This window comes from Streptomyces sp. PKU-EA00015 (assembly GCF_013387495.1).
Classification (GTDB): domain Bacteria; phylum Actinomycetota; class Actinomycetes; order Streptomycetales; family Streptomycetaceae; genus Streptomyces.
The window spans coordinates 1-20,801 of the sequence record NZ_JABZEE010000041.1 but is presented as its reverse complement, the minus strand read 5'-3'; the positions used below and the strand labels follow the sequence as shown (position 1 = coordinate 20,801).

The 20,801-nt window shown below is 72.7% G+C and carries 14 protein-coding genes; 7 read left to right on the top strand and 7 right to left on the bottom strand.

All coding sequences use genetic code 11. The features are described 5' to 3' along the window. Nucleotides 1–164 precede the first annotated feature (164 nt). From HW130_RS24340 to HW130_RS24320, 5 genes are read left to right on the top strand one after another with little or no spacing between them, the layout of a single operon-like run. On the top strand, nucleotides 165–1,784 hold the full coding sequence (locus HW130_RS24340) for a stealth family protein (RefSeq protein WP_177151823.1): 1,620 nt from the start codon (nucleotides 165–167) through the stop codon (nucleotides 1,782–1,784). A 15-nt stretch (nucleotides 1,785–1,799) separates the two neighbouring features. Then, nucleotides 1,800–3,422: a sugar phosphotransferase gene (locus tag HW130_RS24335; protein ID WP_177151822.1), complete on the top strand. Its 1,623-nt coding sequence runs from the start codon at nucleotides 1,800–1,802 to the stop codon at nucleotides 3,420–3,422. After that, a complete protein-coding gene (locus tag HW130_RS24330; protein WP_177151821.1) occupies nucleotides 3,419–5,182 on the top strand; it encodes a stealth family protein in 1,764 nt (587 codons plus the stop codon). The genes HW130_RS24335 and HW130_RS24330 overlap by 4 nt, the downstream gene beginning before the upstream one ends. Next, nucleotides 5,179–7,275: a glycosyltransferase family 4 protein gene (locus HW130_RS24325; RefSeq protein WP_177151820.1), complete on the top strand. Its 2,097-nt coding sequence runs from the start codon at nucleotides 5,179–5,181 to the stop codon at nucleotides 7,273–7,275. The genes HW130_RS24330 and HW130_RS24325 overlap by 4 nt, the downstream gene beginning before the upstream one ends. After that, nucleotides 7,272–9,245 (top strand): PIG-L family deacetylase, encoded by a 1,974-nt coding sequence (locus HW130_RS24320; RefSeq protein ID WP_177151819.1) that lies wholly within the window; start codon nucleotides 7,272–7,274, stop codon nucleotides 9,243–9,245. Before HW130_RS24325 ends, HW130_RS24320 begins: the two co-directional genes overlap by 4 nt. Nucleotides 9,246–9,313: 68 nt before the next feature. Here the strand turns inward: HW130_RS24320 and HW130_RS24315 are convergent, their stop codons facing one another. The 5 genes from HW130_RS24315 to HW130_RS24295 form a co-directional block, all read right to left on the bottom strand. Continuing rightward, entirely contained in the window at nucleotides 9,314–11,443 is a 2,130-nt protein-coding gene (locus tag HW130_RS24315) for a 3-hydroxyacyl-CoA dehydrogenase NAD-binding domain-containing protein (RefSeq protein WP_177151818.1), read from the bottom strand. Beyond that, nucleotides 11,440–12,666 carry an acetyl-CoA C-acyltransferase gene (locus tag HW130_RS24310; protein WP_177151817.1) on the bottom strand — a complete coding sequence of 409 codons (1,227 nt, stop codon included), beginning with the start codon at nucleotides 12,664–12,666 and terminating at the stop codon, nucleotides 11,440–11,442. The genes HW130_RS24315 and HW130_RS24310 overlap by 4 nt, the downstream gene beginning before the upstream one ends. A gap of 579 nt (nucleotides 12,667–13,245) precedes the next feature. Next, the gene (locus tag HW130_RS24305; RefSeq protein ID WP_177151816.1) at nucleotides 13,246–14,532 is read right to left on the bottom strand and encodes a ribonuclease D; all 1,287 of its coding nucleotides are present in this window, start codon (nucleotides 14,530–14,532) and stop codon (nucleotides 13,246–13,248) included. Nucleotides 14,533–14,611: 79 nt separating this feature from the next. Next, nucleotides 14,612–15,274, bottom strand: a complete 663-nt coding sequence (locus HW130_RS24300) for a response regulator transcription factor (RefSeq protein WP_177151815.1) — start codon at nucleotides 15,272–15,274, stop codon at nucleotides 14,612–14,614. Between the two features lie 264 nt (nucleotides 15,275–15,538). Continuing rightward, nucleotides 15,539–16,210 (bottom strand): DUF3000 domain-containing protein, encoded by a 672-nt coding sequence (locus HW130_RS24295; protein WP_177151814.1) that lies wholly within the window; start codon nucleotides 16,208–16,210, stop codon nucleotides 15,539–15,541. A gap of 113 nt (nucleotides 16,211–16,323) precedes the next feature. On the opposite strand from HW130_RS24295, the gene hemE reads away from it, so the two are divergent. Beyond that, nucleotides 16,324–17,406 carry a uroporphyrinogen decarboxylase gene (hemE, locus tag HW130_RS24290; RefSeq protein ID WP_177151839.1) on the top strand — a complete coding sequence of 361 codons (1,083 nt, stop codon included), beginning with the start codon at nucleotides 16,324–16,326 and terminating at the stop codon, nucleotides 17,404–17,406. A 75-nt stretch (nucleotides 17,407–17,481) separates the two neighbouring features. Here the strand turns inward: hemE and HW130_RS24285 are convergent, their stop codons facing one another. After that, on the bottom strand, nucleotides 17,482–18,864 hold the full coding sequence (locus tag HW130_RS24285; protein WP_177151813.1) for an FAD-dependent oxidoreductase: 1,383 nt from the start codon (nucleotides 18,862–18,864) through the stop codon (nucleotides 17,482–17,484). 28 nt (nucleotides 18,865–18,892) lie between these two features. Beyond that, nucleotides 18,893–19,819 carry a DUF4349 domain-containing protein gene (locus HW130_RS24280; protein WP_177151812.1) on the bottom strand — a complete coding sequence of 309 codons (927 nt, stop codon included), beginning with the start codon at nucleotides 19,817–19,819 and terminating at the stop codon, nucleotides 18,893–18,895. A gap of 141 nt (nucleotides 19,820–19,960) precedes the next feature. On the opposite strand from HW130_RS24280, the gene hemG reads away from it, so the two are divergent. After that, nucleotides 19,961–20,801: protoporphyrinogen oxidase (hemG, locus tag HW130_RS24275; protein WP_177151811.1), on the top strand; the 841-nt coding region annotated here is incomplete at its 3' end.

Genomic DNA, 20,801 nt, shown 5'->3' with positions numbered 1-20,801 from the left:
TCGGGGGCGGCAGGGGGCCGCCGCCGACGAGGGGCGCGGGTTCCGCGGAGCGGAACGCACGCGGCCCGTATTTGTCGATTGATCGTCATTCTTCTTCACTCGCGGCGTCGTCCGGCTGTCCGGAGGCGGGCGCGAGTCGACGACACCTTTGCACGGAGGGGCTCATGACCATGTCTGGGCATGTGGCACACGCGGGGGCGGGGAGCGGTCGGGTCACGGACGCGGACGGGCACGACCGCCTGCCGCCGCCGCCCAGGATGCGGGTCGGCGAGGCCGACGACGAGGCGTACGTGTACCCGTCCGCGCGTCCGCTCGCCGCCCGGGAGATGAACCGTGCGGCCGTCGCGGAACTGCTCGAACACGTCGGCGTCCCGTACTTCGCGGTCCGCGGCACCTCCGACCACGGCACCGTCGTGGCCGTCGCCGAGGACGACCGCGACCGGGTGCTGGGCGGGATCTTCCGCTACATGTCGGCGTACCCCGGCCACATCACCGTGTTCCCTCCGGAGCCCGCCGCGGCCGGCCGCGCCGTCCCCAGCAAGGACCCACGGGCGTGGCGTGACATCCGCACCGCCGTGGCCGTCCGGCTGAGCTGGCTCCAGACCGACCCCGGCGGGCATCTGGTCCTCGGCCACGAGTACGGCGGCACGATCGAGTTCTGGGGCAGGCAGGGCGGCAGCCTCGTCGCGCCCCGGGCCAACCGGGTCACCTGGTCGGTCGCGGCCGACGGCACCGACGTCGGCGGTGCCGGCAGGCTGTTCAGCCGCTTCGTGTCCGACCACACACCCGCCGAGGACGCGCCCGCCCTCCTGACCCGGCCCGAGTTCCTCGTGCCCTCCGTCGAGGACATCTCCTTCCCCGTCGACGCCGTCTACACCTGGGTCGACGGCCAGGACCCGGCCTGGCAGCAGCGCAAGGCCACCGCCAAGGGCGAGGTCTACCACGCGGAATCGGCCAGCGACGCGCGCTTCATCAGCCGCGACGAACTGCGGTACTCGATCCGGTCGCTGCACCTCTTCGCGCCCTGGATCCGCACGGTGTACGTCGTCACCGACGACCAGGTCCCGGCCTGGCTGCGCGAGGACGTGCCCGGCATCCGCGTCGTCAGCCACCGCGAGATCTTCCGCAACCCGGCCGACCTGCCGACGTTCAACTCGCACTCCATCGAGAGCCAGCTGCACCACATCGACGGGCTCGCCGAACACTTCCTGTACTTCAACGACGACATGTTCATCGGCCGGCCCGTCGCGCCGCACGCGTTCTTCACGCCCACCGGCACCGCCCGCTACTTCCCCTCCCGCAACCGCATCCCGCAGGGCCCCGTCGTGGCGACCGACACCCCTGTCGACGCCGCGTGCAAGAACAACCGGGCGCTGCTGCTGAGCCGTTTCGGCCGCGTGATCACCCAGCCCATGGAGCACATCCCCTACGCCCTGCGCCGCAGCGCCATGTACGAGGCGGAGGCCGACTTCCCCGAAGCCTGGGCCCGCACCTCCGCCAGCCGCTTCCGGGCCATGACGGACCTGTCGCCCACCTCCTCCTTCGCCCTCTACTACGCGGCGCTCACCGGACGCGCCCAGCCGGGCTCGATGCCCTTCACCTATCTCCAGCTGGCCGTACCGGACCTCGAGGACCGCCTCAAGCGGCTGCTGGAGGGCCGCACCCAGGACTCTTTCTGCCTCAACGACGCCTTCTCCACACCGGAGGACCTTCAGGCGCAGCAGGAGGTCCTCGACGGATTCCTCAACGCGTACTTCCCGACCCCGAGCCCGTACGAGAGATGAACAGGAGCCCATGCCATGTCTGAACCGGGGTCGATGAGCTCCGCCGCGGGCGTCTACCAGAAGGTCGTCCCGCAGCCCATCCGGGCCCTCGCGGCCACCCGCGTACCGCCGCGCGTGCGCCGCAGGGTCAAGTCGCGCCTCGCCCGCACCCTGGCGAGCCGCGAGTCGCGGCTGCACCGCCGCAGCCTCAAGCAGGTCAGGGACGCCCGGTTCGCCTCCCGGCCCGAGGGGCGGACCCTGACGGACGACGGGCGCGTCGCCCACGTCCACGCCCAGCTCACCGCGGACCGCGCGCGCCGGCTCGACCACGACCTGGTCACCACCGCGTTCGACGTCGCGGGCATTCCGTGGTTCTCGGTGCCCCCGCTGGACGACCGGCGCACGGCGCTCGCCGTGCCGAAGGAGCACAAGGCCGCCGTACGGCGCGTGCTGCGGGCCCTGCTGGAGGAGCAGACGGGCTACCTCTGCTCGGTCTCCCCGGCCGACAACGCACGGATCCTGATCCCCGGCAGCCATGTCAAGGCGTGGAAGCACTTCGCCAAGGCCCGCGTCATCCGGGTCATGTGGCTGCGCACCGAACCGACCAGGTCCCTGCTGATCGGCGAGGACCAGGGCGTCGAGATCGAGTTCTGGACCCTCAACACCGATCTCGCCGCACCGCGGCTCGTCGGGCCGCGCCCCAACCGCGTCCAGCGCGTGGTCCCCGCCGGGACCGCGACCGTCGGGATCGACCACCACCGGCTGACCGGATACGCCGACCTCGCCGCCGCGGGCGCGGCGACCCGGGTCCCCGAAGGCTTCGACATCGTGCGGGTCGAGGAGGTCACCTTCCCCGTCGACGCCGTCGTCCTCTGGCAGCACACCGGGGCATGGGCCGAGGAGCTGCTGCGGGCCACCCTGCGCTCGCTGCACCAGTACGCCCCGTGGCTCGACGCCGTCCATCTCGTCGCGCTCGCCCCGCTGCCGCAGTGGGTGCGGTCCGGGGACTGGCTGACCGTCGTCGGCGCGGGACGGGAGGCGGAGGCACAGCTGCACGAACTGCCCGGCCTCGCCGAGCACTTCCTGCTGCTGCGCCCGGGCGCGGTTCTCGCCCGGCCGGTCCGTCCCTTCGACTTCTTCACCCCCCTCGGCGGCACGCGCCCGCGGCGCGGACCCTGGACGGCGGAGGAGGCCGCCGCGCCGTGGACCAGGACCGCGTACGCCTTCACCACCCGGGCCGTCGCCCATGGATTCGCCTGCGGCGTCCAGCCGTACAACCTCACCGTCCTGCGAGCGATCGCCGACGGCTACGACTGGACCGAGTACCTCGTCGACACCCAGACGGCAGCCCAGCTGACCGGCACCCACCCGCTCGACGGACTCGTCCACCACGCCGCCCACTGCTCCGGCTACGCCGACCCGTCCGGCGCGGCCACCCTCGGCCTGCACGCCGCCATGCCCGGCGTGCAGCGCTGGCTCGACCGGCTCCTGGTGCGCAGGGACGCCCAGCAGTTCCAGCTGTTCGGGCTCGCCACGGCCGAGGCGCGCAGCCGCGGCGGCACCGCCGCCGTGGTCGAGTTCCTACGGCGCTACTTCCCGGTCGAGAGTCCCTTCGAGCACCCGGCCGACGCGGACGCCGGCGAGGACGGCAGCCGATGACCGCGCTCAACCCCGAGGCGTCCTCGGCCGTCGGCGCCTACCGCGCCCTGCTGCCGGCGTCCCTGCGCCGCACGATCGCACGCCGCGTGCCCACGGGCCTGCGCGCCTTCGTCAAGCGGCTGCTGCGCCGCATCCAGCTCGGCATGGGCCTGTCCCGCGCCCTGCGCGCCGTCCGGGCCCGCCGCCGCTGGCCGCACCTGTTCGCCCAGGGGGAGCGGCTGGCCGCGCTCGTCGACCGCGGCTCGCAGATCGCGCTCGTGCGCCCCACCGCGTCCCCGCTCGGGCTGCGGGAGGCCAACCTCGAACTGGTCGTCTCCGCCCTCGAAGCGGCGGGCGTCGACCACTTCGCGGTGCGCGGCACCTCCGAGTTCCGCACCTGCCTCGCCGTGTCCGCGACCGACCGGGCGCGGGTCGGCGAGGCCGTCGCCGCGGCGGGCCGGTCCACCCCGCTGTACGTGGCGCGGTGCGAGGGCCCCGACGCCCACGGGCGCGCCGCCCTCGGCGGCTCGCGCCGCGGCCGGGCGACGGTCGCCGAGGCGTCCGCCGTACGCGTCGGCATGGTCTGGCGCGACCCGGGGGGCTCGCTGTCCCTGGGGCTCGAGTACGGCTGCGACATCGAGTTCTGGCGGCCCGAGGACGACCGGCTCGTCGCCCCGCGCCCCAACCGGACCACCGAGTACGTCGCCGCGGACGCGCCCCACGTCCTCGTCCCCGTCAGCCGGCTCACCGGCTTCGCGGCGCTGCACACCCGGCGGACCCGCGCGGTGCGCACCATCGTGCCCTGCTCCGTCCCCCTGCCCGAGGACGTCCGCTTCCCCGTGGACGTCGTCTACACATGGGTGGACGGCAACGACCCGGCGTGGCAGGAGCGGCGCAGCCGGTACGGCGACGGCGGCTACCACGCCGAATCGGCCAACGCCGCCCGCTACATCAGCCGGGACGAACTGCGCTACTCGCTGCGCGCACTGGAACAGCACGCGCCCTGGGTGCGCCGGATCTACCTGGTGACCGACCGGCAGCGGCCGCACTGGCTCGACCCTCGCCATCCGCGCATCCGGGTCGTCGACCACACCGAGATCTTCGACGACGCCGACGCGCTGCCCACCTACAACTCGCACGCCATCGAGAGCCGTCTGCACCACATCGACGGCCTCTCGGAGCAGTTCCTCTACTTCAACGACGACATGTTCCTCGGCAGGCCCGTCACGCCCCAGGACTTCTTCCTGTCCAACGGCATGACACGGGTCTTCCTGTCGCCCTCCCAGGTCCCGCAGTGGGAACTCTCCCTCGGCGACCGGCCGGTGGACGCGGCCGGAAAGAACAACCGCAGGATCCTGGAGGCGAGCTTCGGCTCGACGATCGTGCAGAAGATGCGGCACGCGCCCTACCCGCTGCGCCGCAGCGTGCTCTTCGAGATCGAGCGCGAGTTCGCCGAACAGCACCGGGCCACCATGCTCAGCCGGTTCCGCAGCGCCACCGACATCTCCATCCCCTCGTCGCTGTACCACTACTACGCGTACTTCACCGGCCGGGCCGTGCCCTCCGACATCGAGTTCGCGTACCTGGACCTGGCCCGCCCCGAGATCGAGCGGCGCCTCGGCATCCTGCTGGCCCGCCGCGACCGGCAGGCCTTCTGCATCAACGACACCGTCTCCGACGGGCGGGACACCGACCGGCAGTCGCGCATGCTCAGCCGCTTCCTGCAGGCGTACTACCCCATCCCCAGTCCCTTCGAGCTGAAGGAGCCCCAGGAACGATGAAGGTCTCCTTCCTGATCAACAACATCTACGGCATCGGCGGCACCAACCGGACCGTGATCAACCTCGCCGAGGCACTGTCCGCCCGCCACGAGGTGGAGATCGTCTCCGTGTTCCGCCGCGCGGCCGCCCCCAAGTTCGAGATCTCCCCGCAGGTCACCGTCCGGGCGCTGGTCGACCTGCGCGCGGGCAGCGGCGCCGACCGGGGCGCGGCCGGCCTCGACGAGCCGACCGGCGTCGTCCCGCGCCAGGAGGAGTTCTACGCGCAGTACAGCAAGCTCTCCGACGAACGCGTCATCGGCCACCTGAAGAAGACCGACGCGGATGTGGTCGTCGGCACCCGGCCCAGCCTCAACCTCTTCGTCGCCCGCTTCACCCGGGACGGGGCCCTGCGTGTCGCGCAGGAACACATGACCCACCTCGCCATCCCGCCCGCCGTGCGCGAGGAGATGGCCCGGGTCTACCCCCGCCTGGACGCCGTCACCACCGTCACCGACGCCGACGCCCGCTCCTTCATGGAGCACACCCCCATCGCGGGCGTGCCCGTCGTCGGCATCCCCAACAGCGTGCCGCAGCCCGTCGTCACGCCGTCCGACGGCAGCCGCAAGGTCGTCGTCAGCGCCGGCCGCATGCACCACATCAAGCGGTACGACCTGCTGATCCGCGCCTTCGCCCGGATCGCGGACGACTTCCCCGACTGGCAGCTGCGCATCTACGGCGACGGCAACGAGGCGGCCAAGCTGCGCGCCCTGGTCACCGAACTCGGCCTGGCGGGCCGGGCGTTGCTCATGGGCGGCTTCTCGCCGATCGAGTCGGAGTGGGCCAAGGGCTCCATCGCCGCAGTGACCTCCAGCGCCGAATCGTTCGGCATGACCCTCGTCGAGGCCATGCGCTGCGGACTGCCCGTGGTGTCCACGGACTGCCCCGTCGGCCCCCGGGAGATCCTGCGGGACGGCGAGGACGGCATCCTCGTCCCCAACGGCGACACCGAAGCCGTCGCCGCCGCGCTGCACCGGCTGATGGCCGACGACGCCCTGCGGCGCGCCATGGGCACGGCCGCCCTGCGCAACTCCGCCCGCTACGACCCCGGAGTCGTCGCCGACCGCTACACCGAACTCTTCGAGTCGGCCGCCGAGCGCCGCGCCGCGGCTGCGCCCAAGTACCGCAGGCCGTCGGCCAAGGCGCTGGGCCGGGGGCCGGGCAGCGACGCCCCGCCCGCCACCGTGCGCACCGCGGTGGTGCACACCGTCGCCGACGACGCCGGCTGGCTGCGGTTCACCGCCGACGGCCCCGACGACGGCAAGCACCGCTGGAACCTCCAGCTGCGCCAGAACCCCACCGGCGGCCGGCGCCTGCCCGACATGCCGTTGCGCACCACCCGCAGACCCCTGCCGTCCGGCGGCACGCGCTACACGGCCGCGCTCACCCCCTCCGCCCTCGAGGAACTCGGCGACGGCCGCTGGCGCGTCATGATGGTGTCCGCCAAGGGCGAGGCCGTCCACATGAAGGCCGGGATACGCGACACCCGGGCCCTCATGGCCGCCCGGGCCCGGCTCCTCGCCTCGCCCGCCGGCACACCGGTCGTCTGGAACCTCCCGTACGCCCAGCAGGGCGGCAAGCTCATGCTGCGCACCGTCCACCGGGCCCAGCACGTGGAGTGCACCGCCGTCGACGTCACGGACGACGCCATCAGCGTCCGCGGCGTCCTGTGCGCCGAGCGTGCCGTCCTCCCGGGCGCCCGCTTCGTGCTCGTGCGCCGCGGCCACCACCGCGCCGAGATCTCCGTACCCGCCCACGCCACCGACGAGCGCACCTTCCACGCGGAGGTACCGCTCCGCCAGGTCGTCGACGACCGGCTGGAGCGCTGGGAGGACTGGGACTGGTGGCTGCAGCCCAGCCCCGCCGACCGCCGCAGGGTGCGCGTCTGCCACCTCTTCGAGGACTTCCCCGACGTGAAGGGCGCCTACGCCTACCCCGCCGTCCCGGTGGCCGACGAGCTGTCGCGCTTCGTCGTCGTGCACCCCTCCCGTCCCGTACGGGTCCGTCCGTACTGCTCAGCCTCTGGAGCCATGGCCATGAATGTGGTGGACCGATGAACCGAGAACCGCGCTCGATCCTGCACATCGTCGCCCACCAGGACGACGACCTGTACTTCATGAACCCCGACCTGGTGCGCGCCCTCCAGGACGGCGACCGCATCACCACCGTGGTGCTCACCGCCGGCGAGGGCGACGGGATCAACGTCGACACCGACAACCCCCAGCGCGGCTCCGTCCAGCCCGACTTCGCCGGCTACAGCACCGCCCGCGGCTGCGGACTGCGCTCCGCCTACGCCCGGATGGCCACCGGCGACCGGACCAGCCCGTGGCGCCGCGAGCCCGTCGAGCTCGTCCCCGGGTTCGCCGTCGAACGCTTCACTCTGGCGGCGCGGGAGAACGTGCAGATGTTCTTCTGCCAGCTGCACATGGGCGCACCGACTCCCCAGGGCACCCGCACCCGCATCACCGACCTGTGGGCCGGGCAGATCCGCACCCAGGCCACCCTGCCGGTCCGCGGCTCGACCGTCGCCGAGGTGCAGCACGTCTCCCGCGAGCAGGTCGTCGGCGGACTCGTGTCGCTGCTCGCACACATCGGGCCGACCACCGTGCGCACCATGGACCCCGACCCCGAACACGACGGCGGCAAGCAGGGGTTCGTCATGTCGGACCACCTCGACCACACCGCCACCGCGCGGTTCGCGCTCGCGGCCCTCGCCCGCCACCGGGAGACGGCCCCCGCCCCGCCCGTCGTCGAGCACTTCAGGGCGTACGCCAACCGGTTCTGGGGCTACAACCTGGACGCGGGCGCCGTCGAGGAGAAGGCCGCCTACCTCGCGACCTACGCGGGACTGGACGCCACCACCGCGTGCCCGCAGGGCACCTGCGACGCGTGCGGGGACCGTCAGCTCGGCCCCAACCCCTACCGCAGTACCCACATGCGCAGCGCCGCCTACCGCTACTCGCCCGCCACGAACTGGCTGCGGCTCGGACCCGGCGGCCGGCTCAACGCGTTCGCCGTCCTCGGGGGCCGGCTGGCGTTCTGGACGGAGACCGGCGCGGCGACGGGGGAATGGCAGGGCCCGTTCACGCTCGGGGACGGATGGATCGCGCCCACCCTGGCGGTGGCCGGGGAACCGGGCGGGCCTGCCCACCTGGTGGCCCTGCGCCGCCGGGAGATGCCCGGCGGCGAGGTGAGCGTCGATCTCGTCCACACGACGCAGGACCCAAAGGGCGGCGGGTTCTACGACTGGGAGAGCCTGGAGAACCCGGACTGGCACCACACGGACCCGCGGGTCCAGCGCGAGACGGGTGTGCCGTCGGCCGCGGTGGACGGCGCCGGCCGGCTCCACGTCTTCGTCCGCAACTTCAGCCAGGGCATCAGCATGCGTCGCCAGGACGATCACGGCGGCTGGGGGCCGTGGGAGGACCTCGGCGGCTCCTTCGTCCAGGACGCCGGCACGGCGATACGCAACGACCTGGGGGCCGTCGAGCTCTACGTCCCCGGGAAGGGCTCCGTGCACCGCTACCACCAGGCCGACATGGGCGCGCCCTTCGTCCGCGACGACACCCTGACCACGGGCAAGGTCGCCACGGGCGGGATCACCGCCGTCAACTCCGGCGGCAACCGGACCTGTCTCTACTTCCGCGAGGCCGCCACCGGCCAGGTGATGGCCTACCGCCAGCACGAGAACGGGCGCTGGCCCGGGGCCGGAGCGGGTGTCGGCGGACACGCCGGCACCGGCGCGGTCGCCGCCCTGTGGGCGCCCGAACGCGGCGCCCGCGAGGCGTACCTGGCGCACCGCGGATCCCGCGGCCGGCTCGTCGTCTCCCTGCCGGTCCGCGACAAGGACGCCGCCGGAGCGCACTGGCGCGAACGCGGCGACATGCTCACGCACGCCCCGGCCATGGCGCTCGACGCGGCCGGCGCCCTCGTGATCACCGCCGTCGGAACGGACGGCAGACTCCACGTCCACCGCCAGCTCGTGCCGGAGACCGGCAGCCCCCTGGGACCGGTCCGCATCGTGTGACGGCCCGCGGACACGCGAACGGGCCGTACGGATACGTCCGTACGGCCCGTTCGTCTGACGATGACGCCTTACGCGGGGACGCTGGCGACGCCCTGCGCCAGGAACCGCTTGCCGTTCACGCGCTCGGAGACGCCCTCACGGTCCAGGTACGGCGTGATGCCGCCCAGGTGGAAGGGCCAGCCGGCGCCCGTGATCAGGCACAGGTCGATGTCCTGCGCCTCGGCCACGACACCCTCGTCCAGCATCAGGCCGATCTCCTGCGCCACCGCGTCCAGGACGCGGGCACGCACCTGCTCCTCCGTCAGGACGGTGTCGCCCTGCTTCAGGAGCGCGGCGACCTCCGGGTCCAGCTCCGGCTTGCCGGAGTCGTAGACGTAGAAGCCGCGCTTGCCGGCCTCGACGACCGCCTTCAGGTTGGGGGAGACCTTGAAGCGGTCCGGGAAGGACCGGTTGAGGGTCTCGGAGACGTGCAGACCGATGGCCGGGCCGACGAGCTCCAGCAGGACCAGCGGCGACATCGGCAGACCGAGCGGCTCGACGGCCTTCTCGGCGACGGCGACCGGGGTGCCCTCGTCGATGACGTTCTGGATCTCGCCCATGAAGCGGGTCAGGATGCGGTTCACGACGAACGCCGGGGCGTCCTTGGTGAGGACCGCGGTCTTCTTCAGCTTCTTCGCGACACCGAACGCGGTGGCGAGCGACGCGTCGTCCGTCTTCTCGCCGCGGACGATCTCCAGCAGCGGCAGGACCGCGACCGGGTTGAAGAAGTGGAAGCCGACCACGCGCTCCGGGTGCTTGAGCTTGGAGGCCATCTCGCTGACCGACAGCGAGGAGGTGTTGGTGGCGAGGATCGCGTGCGCCGGGGCGACCGCCTCGACCTCCGCGAATACCTTCTGCTTGACGGACATCTCCTCGAACACGGCCTCGATGACGAAGTCCGCGTCCGCGAAGCCCTCGGCCTTGTCGAGCACACCGGTCACCAGGGCCTTGAGGCGGTTGGCCTTGTCCTGGTTGATGCGGCCCTTGCCGAGCAGCTTCTCGATCTCGGCGTGGACGTAGCCCACACCCTTGTCGACGCGCTCCTGGTCGATGTCGGTCAGCACGACCGGCACCTCCAGGCGGCGCAGGAACAGCAGCGCGAGCTGGGAGGCCATCAGACCGGCGCCGACGACGCCGACCTTGGAGACCGGGCGGGCCAGGCTCTTGTCGGGGGCGCCGGCCGGGCGCTTGCCGCGCTTCTGGACCAGGTTGAAGGCGTAGATGCCGGAGCGCAGTTCGCCGCCCATGATCAGGTCGGCGAGCGCGGTGTCCTCGGCGTCGAAGCCCTTCTGCAGGTCGCCGTCCTTGGCGGCCTCGATGATGTCGAGGGCGCGGTAGGCGGCGGGCGCGGCGCCGTGCACCTTGGAGTCCGCGACGAAGCGGCCACGGGCGACGGCCTGGTCCCAGCCCTCGCCGCGGTCGACGTCGGCACGCTCGACCGCGATCTGACCGGTGAGGACCTTGGCGGTCCACACCAGGGACTGCTCCAGGAAGTCGGCGCCCTCGAAGATCGCGTCGGCGATGCCGAGCTCGAAGACCTGCGCGCCCTTGAGCTGCTTGTTCTGGTTGAGCGAGTTCTCGATGATGACCGAGACCGCGCGGTCCGCGCCGATCAGGTTCGGCAGGATCGTGCAGCCGCCCCAGCCCGGGACGAGACCGAGGAAGACCTCGGGCAGCGAGAACGCCGGGATCGCCTTGGAGACGGTGCGGTACGTGCAGTGCAGGCCGACCTCGACGCCGCCGCCCATGGCCGCGCCGTTGTAGTACGCGAAGGTCGGCACGGCGAGGCCCGCGAGGCGCTTGAAGACGTCGTGGCCGCCCTTGCCGATGGCGAGCGCGTCCGAGTGCTGCTTGAGCAGCTCGACACCCTTGAGGTCGGCGCCGACGGCGAAGATGAACGGCTTGCCGGTGACACCGGCACCGACGATCGCGCCCTCGGCGGCCTCCTTCTCGACCTGGTCGATCGCCGCGTTGAGGTTGGCGAGCGACTGCGGTCCGAAGGTGGTCGGCTTGGTGTGGTCCAGGCCGTTGTCCAGCGTGATGAGCGCGAAGCGCCCGGCGCCCGCGGGGAGGTCGAGGTGGCGCACGTGCGCCTGCGTGACGACCTCGTCCGGGAACAGCTCGGCCGCGCCCTTCAGGAGCTCAGTGGTGGTGCTCACTTGTTGCCTCCGGCGTCCTTGTGGTGCGGGTTCTCCCAGATGACCGTGGCGCCCATGCCGAAGCCGACGCACATGGTGGTCAGGCCGTAGCGGACTTCCGGCTGCTCCTCGAACTGGCGGGCCAGCTGCGTCATCAGACGCACGCCGGAGGAGGCCAGCGGGTGGCCGAAGGCGATGGCGCCGCCGTACTGGTTGACGCGCGCGTCGTCGTCGGCGATGGCGTAGTGGTCCAGGAAGGCCAGGACCTGGACGGCGAACGCCTCGTTGATCTCGAAGAGGTTGATGTCCTCGATCGCGAGGCCCGCCTTGGCGAGGGCCTTCTCGGTCGCCGGGATCGGACCGTAGCCCATGACCTCCGGCTCGACGCCGGCGAAGGCGTACGAGACGAGGCGCATCTTGACCGGGAGGTTGTTCTCGCGGGCGAAGTCCTCGGAGGCGATGATCGACGCGGTGGCGCCGTCGTTGAGGCCCGCGGCGTTGCCGGCGGTGACGCGGCCGTGGACGCGGAACGGCGTCTTCAGACCGGCCAGGCTCTCCAGGGTCGTCCCCGGGCGCATCGGCTCGTCGGCGGTGACCAGGCCCCAGCCGGTCTCGCCGGCCTCGGGGTTGGTGCGGCGGACCGAGACCGGCACGAGGTCCTGCTGGATCTTGCCGTCGGCGTACGCCTTGGCGGCCTTCTCCTGCGAACGCACGGCGTACTCGTCGGCGCGCTGCTTGGTGATGTGCGGGTAGCGGTCGTGCAGGTTCTCCGCGGTCATGCCCATGAAGAGGGCCGACTCGTCGACGAGCTTCTCGCTGACGAAGCGCGGGTTCGGGTCGACGCCCTCGCCCATGGGGTGACGCCCCATGTGCTCGACACCGCCGGCGATGACGGCGTCGTACGCACCGAAGGCGATGGAGCCGGCGACGCTGGTCACGGCGGTGAGCGCACCGGCGCACATGCGGTCGATGGAGTAGCCAGGCACGGACTGCGGCAGCCCGGCGAGGATGCCCGCGGTACGGCCGAGGGTCAGGCCCTGGTCACCGATCTGCGTGGTCGCCGCGATGGCGACTTCGTCGATCTTCTTCGGGTCGAGGGCCGGGTTGCGCCGCAGCAGCTCCCGGATGGCCTTCACGACGAGATCGTCGGCGCGGGTCTCGTGGTAGATGCCCTTCGGGCCCGCCTTGCCGAACGGGGTGCGGACGCCGTCGACGAAGACGACGTCCCTGACGGTACGAGGCACGATGGCTCTCCTCCAGGGTGCGGGGTTGCACTGCTGCGGCGCGCACACCTGAGCGTGCGCTTGCTTCTCCCATGCTACTTGTGGGTAACCATGCTGCCCAGTCCCCTGGGGGCGGGGCGGTGAAGGTCACACGTCAGGGTGGTGGTCTGCGGGCTCGCCCCGGCGGGGATCGCGGCTTTCGGGATGCGGCGTGAGGGGGGTGCGCCCCGGCGGGGCGGGGGCCGCGCCCGGAGGGGCGGCCGCGGAGCGACAGAGGAGATGTCGCCCGTTACGGGGGCCGCTCTGCCAAGGCCGCTCGGGCGGCCGACGCCGTGCTCACTGCGCCGACGGCGCTCCGGCCGAGCCGCCCGTCGGGGTGGCGACTCACCGCCGGATGGGCGCAGGGGGCCGGATCGCTGTGGGCGTGGAAGAACACCGTGGCCCTGGTGGGCACAGGGCTCGGCGCGGCGAGCGGGCACGCCGTGGCGCCGCAGCGCCGGGCGGGCACCGTTTCCCGGCCCGGCGGGAGCATCCGACACCCGGCCCGGCCGAGGCCGCGTGCGCCCCGCCTGTCCCGGGGAACCCGGGACAGGCGGGGCGCTACGCCGGGCCCGCGATCAGCGCAGCCGACAGGAGGGGGGCCACCAGTTCGATCTGCCACTGCCTCGCGCCCAGCGAGCCCAGCATCTCCGCGACCGAGTCCGGCGTGACCGGCGACGGCGGTTCCCAGCAGACCCTGCGCACCGTGTCCGGGGTGATCAGGTTCTCCTGGGGCACGTTCAGTTCCTCGGCCAGCGCCGACACCGCCGCGCGGGCGGCCGACAGGCGGGCCGCCGCCGCGGGGTCCTTGTCGGCCCAGGCGCGGGGCGGCGGCGGGCCCGCCACCGGCAGACCGGGCTGCGGGAGCTCGGAGTCGGGCAGAGCCTTCGCCCGGTCGACGGCCGCCTGCCACTGCTCCAGCTGACGCCGTCCCATCCGGTGCCCGAAACCTGGCAGCGCCGTCAGGGCGTGCAGGTTGGCCGGCAGCGCGAGCGCCGCCTCCACGATCGCCGCGTCGCCGAGCACCTTGCCGGGCGACACGTCACGCCGCTGCGCGACCTTGTCGCGGGCCGTCCACAGTTCCCGTACGACCGCCATCTGACGGCGTCGGCGCACCTTGTGCATGCCCGACGTCCGCCGCCACGGGTCCTTCCGCGGCGGCGCCGGCGGGGCCGCCGCGATCGCGGCGAACTCCTGGACCGCCCACTCCAGCTTCCCCTGGCGCTCCAGCTCCTTCTCCAGCGCGTCGCGCAGGTCGACGAGCAGCTCCACGTCGAGCGCGGCGTAACGCAGCCACGGCTCGGGCAGCGGACGGGTGGACCAGTCGACCGCGGAGTGGCCCTTCTCCAGCGCGTAGCCGAGGACGCCCTCCACCATCGCGCCGAGCCCGACGCGCGGGAAACCGGCGAGGCGGCCGGCCAGCTCGGTGTCGAACAGCCGCGTCGGCACCATGCCTATTTCGCGCAGGCAGGGCAGGTCCTGGGTGGCGGCGTGCAGGATCCATTCGGCGTCGGCGAGGGCCTCGCCGAGCCCGGACAGATCGGGGCAGCCCACCGGGTCGACGAGCGCGGTGCCCGCGCCTTCTCGGCGCAGCTGCACGAGGTAGGCACGCTGGCCGTAGCGGTAGCCCGAGGCGCGTTCCGCGTCGACGGCCACGGGGCCGGTGCCCGCGGCGAAGGCCGCGATCACCTCGGCGAGCGCATCCTCGTCGGCGACCACCGGCGGGATGCCGTCACGGGGCTCCAGCAGGGGGATCGGCAGCCCGTCGGCGGGTACGCCGTCGTCCGGAGGAGCGCCCCCGGTGGTTCGCAGTGATGTCTGCGCTGCGGTCTCTTGGGCGTCGGTCACGTGTCAAGGGTATCTGTGAACGGATCGCGCCCGCCGACGGAACGTTCCGTCGACGGGCGCGGAAGATGCGTCGAGAGTTTCAGTGGATGATGCCGGTCCGCAGGGCCACCGCCACCATTCCGGCCCTGTCGCCCGTGCCCAGCTTGCGGGCGATACGGGCGAGGTGGCTCTTGACGGTCAGTGCGGACAGGCCCATCGAGACGCCGATCGCCTTGTTCGACTGGCCCTCCGCCACCAGGCGCAGTACCTCGACCTCGCGGCCGGACAGCTCGCGGTAGCCGCCCGGGTGGCTCGGGGCACCCGGGGGGCGGCGGTGCATGCGGCCGGCCGCGGAGCCGATGGGGGCGGCGCCGGGTCGGGCAGGGTGTCCGATGTTGGTGCGCGTACCGGTGACGACGTAGCCCTTGACGCCTCCGGCGAGGGCGTTGCGCACGGCGCCGATGTCGTCGGCGGCGGACAGCGCGAGGCCGTTCGGCCAGCCCGCGGCACGCGTCTCGGACAAGAGGGTCAGCCCGGAACCGTCGGGCAGGTGAACGTCGGCCACGCAGATGTCGCGGGGGTTGCCGACGCGGGGACGGGCCTCCGCGATGGACGACGCCTCGATCACGTCACGGACTCCGAGCGCCCACAGGTGGCGGGTGACGGTGGAACGGACGCGCGGGTCGGCCACGACGACCATGGCCGTCGGCTTGTTGGGGCGGTAGGCGACCAGGCTTGCGGGCTGCTCGAGAAGAACGGACACCAGGCCTCCTGGAAAGGTGCGGGACGGAGCCGGCTCGGGGAAGAAGCCGGGGCGAACCGTGCAGTTAGGTCATTGACCTCTTCGGCATCAAACCCGTCCGCCTTTAGGGAATGATCACGATTTGGTGAGTAATTATCAGGACAATTCGGACAGGCGATCGATCATCCTACGAGCGAGCACGTGCACGTGCACCTGCCCGTGTACGAGCGGGGCAGGGCGTCACACGGCCCGCGTCAGTGTCCCGCGGACGAGCCGTTCCGCTCCTCAGGGCTGCTGCGGTCCGCGCCGCTGCGGAAGGCTCACCACGCCCGTCGTGCCGTCGGCGGCACCGGCCGGCGACGGGGGCAGTCCGGCGACCTGGCAGAGGAGATCGCACCAGGCCGCGAGGTGCGTGGCGGTGTCCGGGACGCCCCCCGCCCCCTCCTGCGGAGTCCACGACGCACGGATCTCGATCTGGGTCGCGGGACGGCGGTCGGCGAGTCCACCGAAATAGTGAGACCCCGCGCGGGTGACGGTGCCGCTCGGCTCCCCGTACGCCAGCCCGCGGGCCTCCAGCGCGCCCGTCAGCCAGGACCAGCAGACCTCCGGCAGCAGAGGGTCGGCGGCCATCTCCGGTTCCAGCTCCGCCCGCACCAGCGTGACCAGACGGAACGTGCCGTGCCAGGCCTCGTGGCCCGCGGGATCGTGGAGCAGGACGAGCCGGCCGTCCGCGAGATCCTCCTCGCCGTCGACGACCGCGGCTTCCAGGGCGTAGGCGTGCGGGGCGAGCTTCTGCGGCGGCCGGGTCGGATCGATCTCGATCTCCGCCCGCAGCCGGGCGGACCGCAAGGCCTCGACCGCCTGGCGGAATGCGCGCGGCCCCCCGCCCTGCTCCGTGCTTTCCGGCGCATCGACGCCGTTGGAATGATCGGAAAAATGTCCCTGAGCCGCAGCCATGCGGGGAAGAGTAGGCGGAACGAGGCCGTCGCGCAGGGAGGGACACCCTGCCCGGGGCGGCCACTTCTTCCTCACGTGCGAAGATTCTGGGCGTGAGCGCCAACGACCTTCCCCTGACTCGAGGCTCCGCCCGAGCCGGGGACACCCCGTCCCAGGGCCAGCCGACGAAGACGTACGACTCCGCTTTCCTGAAGGCGTGCAGGCGCGAACCCGTGCCGCACACGCCGGTCTGGTTCATGCGGCAGGCCGGGCGCTCGCTTCCCGAGTACCTGAAGGTGCGCGAGGGCATCCCGATGCTCGAGTCGTGCATGCGGCCCGAGCTCGTCACCGAGATCACGCTGCAGCCGGTGCGGCGGCACAAGGTGGACGCGGCGATCTTCTTCAGCGACATCGTGGTGCCGCTGAAGGCCGTCGGTGTCGACCTCGACATCAAGCCGGGCGTCGGCCCGGTCGTCGCCGAGCCGATCCGCACGCGCGCCGATCTGGAACGGCTGCGCGATCTGACGCCCGACGACGTCGCCTACGTCACCGAGGCGATCGGGATGCTCACCGAGGAGCTCGGCGAGACCCCGCTGATCGGCTTCGCGGGTGCGCCGTTCACCCTCGCGAGCTATCTGGTGGAGGGCGGGCCCTCCCGCAACCACGAGCACACCAAGGCCCTGATGCACGGCGACCCGCAGCTGTGGGCCGACCTGCTGGACCGGCTCGCGGACATCACCTCCGCCTTCCTGAAGGTCCAGATCGAGGCCGGGGCGTCCGCCGTCCAGCTCTTCGACTCCTGGGTGGGCGCGCTGGCCCCCGCGGACTACCGGCGCTCGGTGATGCCGGCGTCGGCGAAGGTCTTCGCGTCGGTCGCGTCGTACGGCGTCCCGCGCATCCACTTCGGTGTGGGCACCGGGGAGCTGCTGGGGCTGATGGGCGAGGCGGGCGCGGACGTGGTCGGCGTCGACTGGCGCGTCCCGCTCGACGAGGCCGCCCGCAGGGTGGGTCCGGGCAAGGCGCTCCAGGGCAACCTGGACCCGGCCGTGCTGTTCTCCTCCCCGGAGGCGGTGCGCACCAAGACCCGCGAGGTCCTGGAGGCCGCCGCGGGTCTGGAGGGGCACGTGTTCAACCTCGGGCACGGGGTGCTGCCCACGACGGACCCCGACGCGCTGACGCGTCTGGTGGCCGACGTCCACGAGACGACCGCGCGCTGAGCGCATCCGGACACACCGCTCGTCGCGGGGCCCGGCCGGCCCCGCGACGAGCACCGGCAGCGAGTCCTCGCCGCCTTACGTCCGGCCTTCCGCCCGCACCGCCGCCGTCGCCTTGCGCGCGGCCACCAGGACCGGGTCCCACACGGGTGAGAACGGCGGCGCGTACCCCAGGTCCAGCGCCGTCATCTGCTCCACCGTCATCCCCGCGGTCAGCGCCACCGCCGCGATGTCCACGCGCTTCGCCGCGCCCTCGCGGCCCACGATCTGAACGCCCAGCAGCCGCCCCGTGCGGCGTTCGGCGAGCATCTTGACCGTCATCGGCGCCGCCTCCGGGTAGTAGCCCGCGCGGCTCGTCGACTCGATCGTCGACGTCACGTACTGCAGACCCACCTCCCGCGCGTCCTTCTCCCGCAGACCCGTGCGGGCGATCTCCAGCTCGCAGACCTTGCTCACCGCGGTGCCCACCACGCCGGGGAACGTGCCGTAGCCGCCGCCCGCGTTCGCGCCGATGATCTGGCCGTGCTTGTTCGCGTGGGTGCCCAGCGCGACATGGCGTTCGCGGCCCGAGACCAGGTCCAGCACCTCGACGCAGTCCCCGCCCGCCCAGATGTTCTCGTGACCGCGCACCCGCATCGACAGGTCCGTGAGCAGGCCGCCGTACCGGCCGAGGGGCAGGCCCGCGGCACCGGCCAGGGCCGTCTCCGGCTCGACTCCTATTCCCAGGACCACCACGTCCGCCGGGTACTCGGCGTCGTCGGTCGCCACCGCACGGACCCGGCCGTCCTCACCCGCGAGGATCTTGGTGACGGCCGAACCGGTCACCGTGGTGATGCCCAGCCCGTCCATCGCCCGGTGCACCAAGGCGCCCATGTCGGGGTCCAGCGTGGCCATCGGCTGCCGGCCGCGCGTCACCACGGCCACCTCGTAGCCACGCTTGAGCAGCGCCTCCGCCATCTCCACGCCGATGTATCCGGCGCCCACGACCACGGCGCGCCGGCCCTCCGTACGCGTCAGCGTGTCCAGGAGCGCCTGGCCGTCGTCGAGCGTCTGCACCCCGTGCACGCCGGCCGCGTCGATGCCGGGCAGCGGGGGGCGCACCGGGCGGGCGCCGGTGGCGACGACCAGCTTGTCGTAGCCCGTCCACGCCTCCTCGCCCGTCTCCAGGTCGCGGGCGCGCACCCGGCCGCCCGCCGTGTCGATCTCCGTCACCTCGGTGCGCATGCGCAGATCGATCCCGCGGGCGCGGTGCTCCTGCGGCGAACGGGCGATCAGTTCGTCCCGCTCGGACACGTCCCCGCCCACCCAGTAAGGGATGCCGCACGCCGAGAACGAGCTGAAGTGCCCGCGCTCGAACGCCACGATCTCCAGCTCGTCCGGGCCCTTCATCCTGCGTGCCTGCGATGCGGCGGACATGCCCGCCGCATCGCCCCCCACGACCACCAGTCGCTCCGTTGTCATGAGGAACACGCTACGGCGCAGGGTCGGTTCAGTCCCGCGCCCCGGAAGGAGATGTCACCTCCGCACCCGGCGCCGGACGGGGCCGCAGCCGCGGCCGGACCAGCCACCGCCACACCGCGTACAGCAGGCCCAGCAGGGCGGCGAACGGCGCCACCGCACCGATCGCCACCGTGATCCACCGGAGCGTCGCCACCAGCGCGTCCCAGCCGCCGCCGAGCGCGTCCAGGAAACCGGGGTCGTCGTCCTCCTTCACGTCCGGCGTCTCCGCCTCGGTCAGCGTCAGCGTGATCGTCGCCAGCGTCGTCCGGTCCTTCAGCGAGGCCTGCCGCGCCAGCAGGGACTCCAGCTCCGCCTGACGGCTGCTCAGCTGTCCCTCCAGCGTGACCACGTCGGACAGAATCGTCGCCCGCTCCATCAGCTCCCGGACCCGCGCCACACTCGCCCGCTGGGTCGCGATACGGCTCTCCACGTCCACCACCTGGTCGGTGACGTCCTTCGCGTCGGCCTTGCGGGAGAGCAGTTTTCCGGCACCCGCGAGCTCCGTGAGGACCGGCCCGTACTGCTCCTGCGGTACGCGCAGGACGACATGCGAGGTCACGTGGGTGTCGTCGACGCGTTCGGTGGTCTCGTTCTCGACCCGGCCGCCCACCCGCTCCGCCACCGCGCGCGCGTTGGCGAGCGCCTTGACCGCATCCTTCACCTCCACGTCGAGCGCGGCGGTGCGGATGATGTGCGCCGCGGGCGGCGCCGAGGGCTTGGCCGTCCCGTCCCGGTCCGCTCCCTCGGCGGGCTTCTCGGCGGACTCGTCCGCCGCGTAGCCGGATCCGGCGGCCCCCCTGCCGCCGTCGTGTGCGGCCGACTTGGCGTCGCCGGACGCGGAATCGTTCGCGCCGCAGCCGACGAGGCCGAGCGACGCGGTGAGCAACAGGACCGCGAGCGTTCGTCGTGCACCCATGAGACCCCCCTGGGCTGGAATGGTGAGCAGTTGCCGGTTCGACGGCTCACCCCTGGTGACGGGTTGCCCGAATCCGGTCCCGAACCGGTCACGGTCAGGACTCGTTACGGGGGCCGTTCGGGCGTTTGAGAGAGTTGCCTCATGAACGTGGACACAGCGGCGCGTCATGTCGTCGTCATCGGGGGCGGCATCGCCGGTCTGGCCGCCGCCCACCGCCTGGTCACCGCCGGCGTGCGCGTCACCCTCGTCGAGGCCACCGACCGCCTCGGCGGCAAGCTCGAGGGCGGCGAGATCGCGGGCGTCCCGGTGGACCTCGGCGCCGAATCGATGCTCGCGCGCCGCAGCGAGGGCACCGATCTGGCCCGTGCGGTCGGTCTCGGTGACCGGCTCCAGCCGCCCGCCGTCGCGACCTCCGCGGTCTGGACCCGCGGCTCCCTGCGTCCCATGCCCAAGGGCCACGTCATGGGCGTGCCCGGCACCCAGGAGGCCCTGGCCGGCCTGATCTCGCCCGAGGGGATCGACCGCATCGGGCGCGAGAAGGACCTGCCGCCCGTCGAGGTCGGTGACGACGTCGCCGTCGGCGCGTACGTGGCCGAGCGCATCGGCCGCGAGGTCGTCGACCGGCTCGTCGAACCGCTGCTCGGCGGGGTGTACGCGGGCGACGCCTACCGCATCTCGATGCGCGCCGCGGTCCCCGGCCTCTTCGACGCCCTGCGCCGCCACGCCACTCTGCTCGACGGCGTACGCGAGGTCCAGGCCAAGGGAGCCGCGCAGCAGGGCGCCGGGCCCGTCTTCATGGGCCTCGACGGCGGGATGGGTACGCTGCCCGCCGCCGTCGCCGCGTCCGTACGCGAGGGCGGCGGCGACATCCGCACCTCCACCGCCGTTCTCGGGCTGACCCGCACCGGCTCCGGCTGGCGGATCCGCACCGACCGCGAGCCGCTGACCGCCGACGCCGTCGTCCTCGCCACCCCGGCCTGGT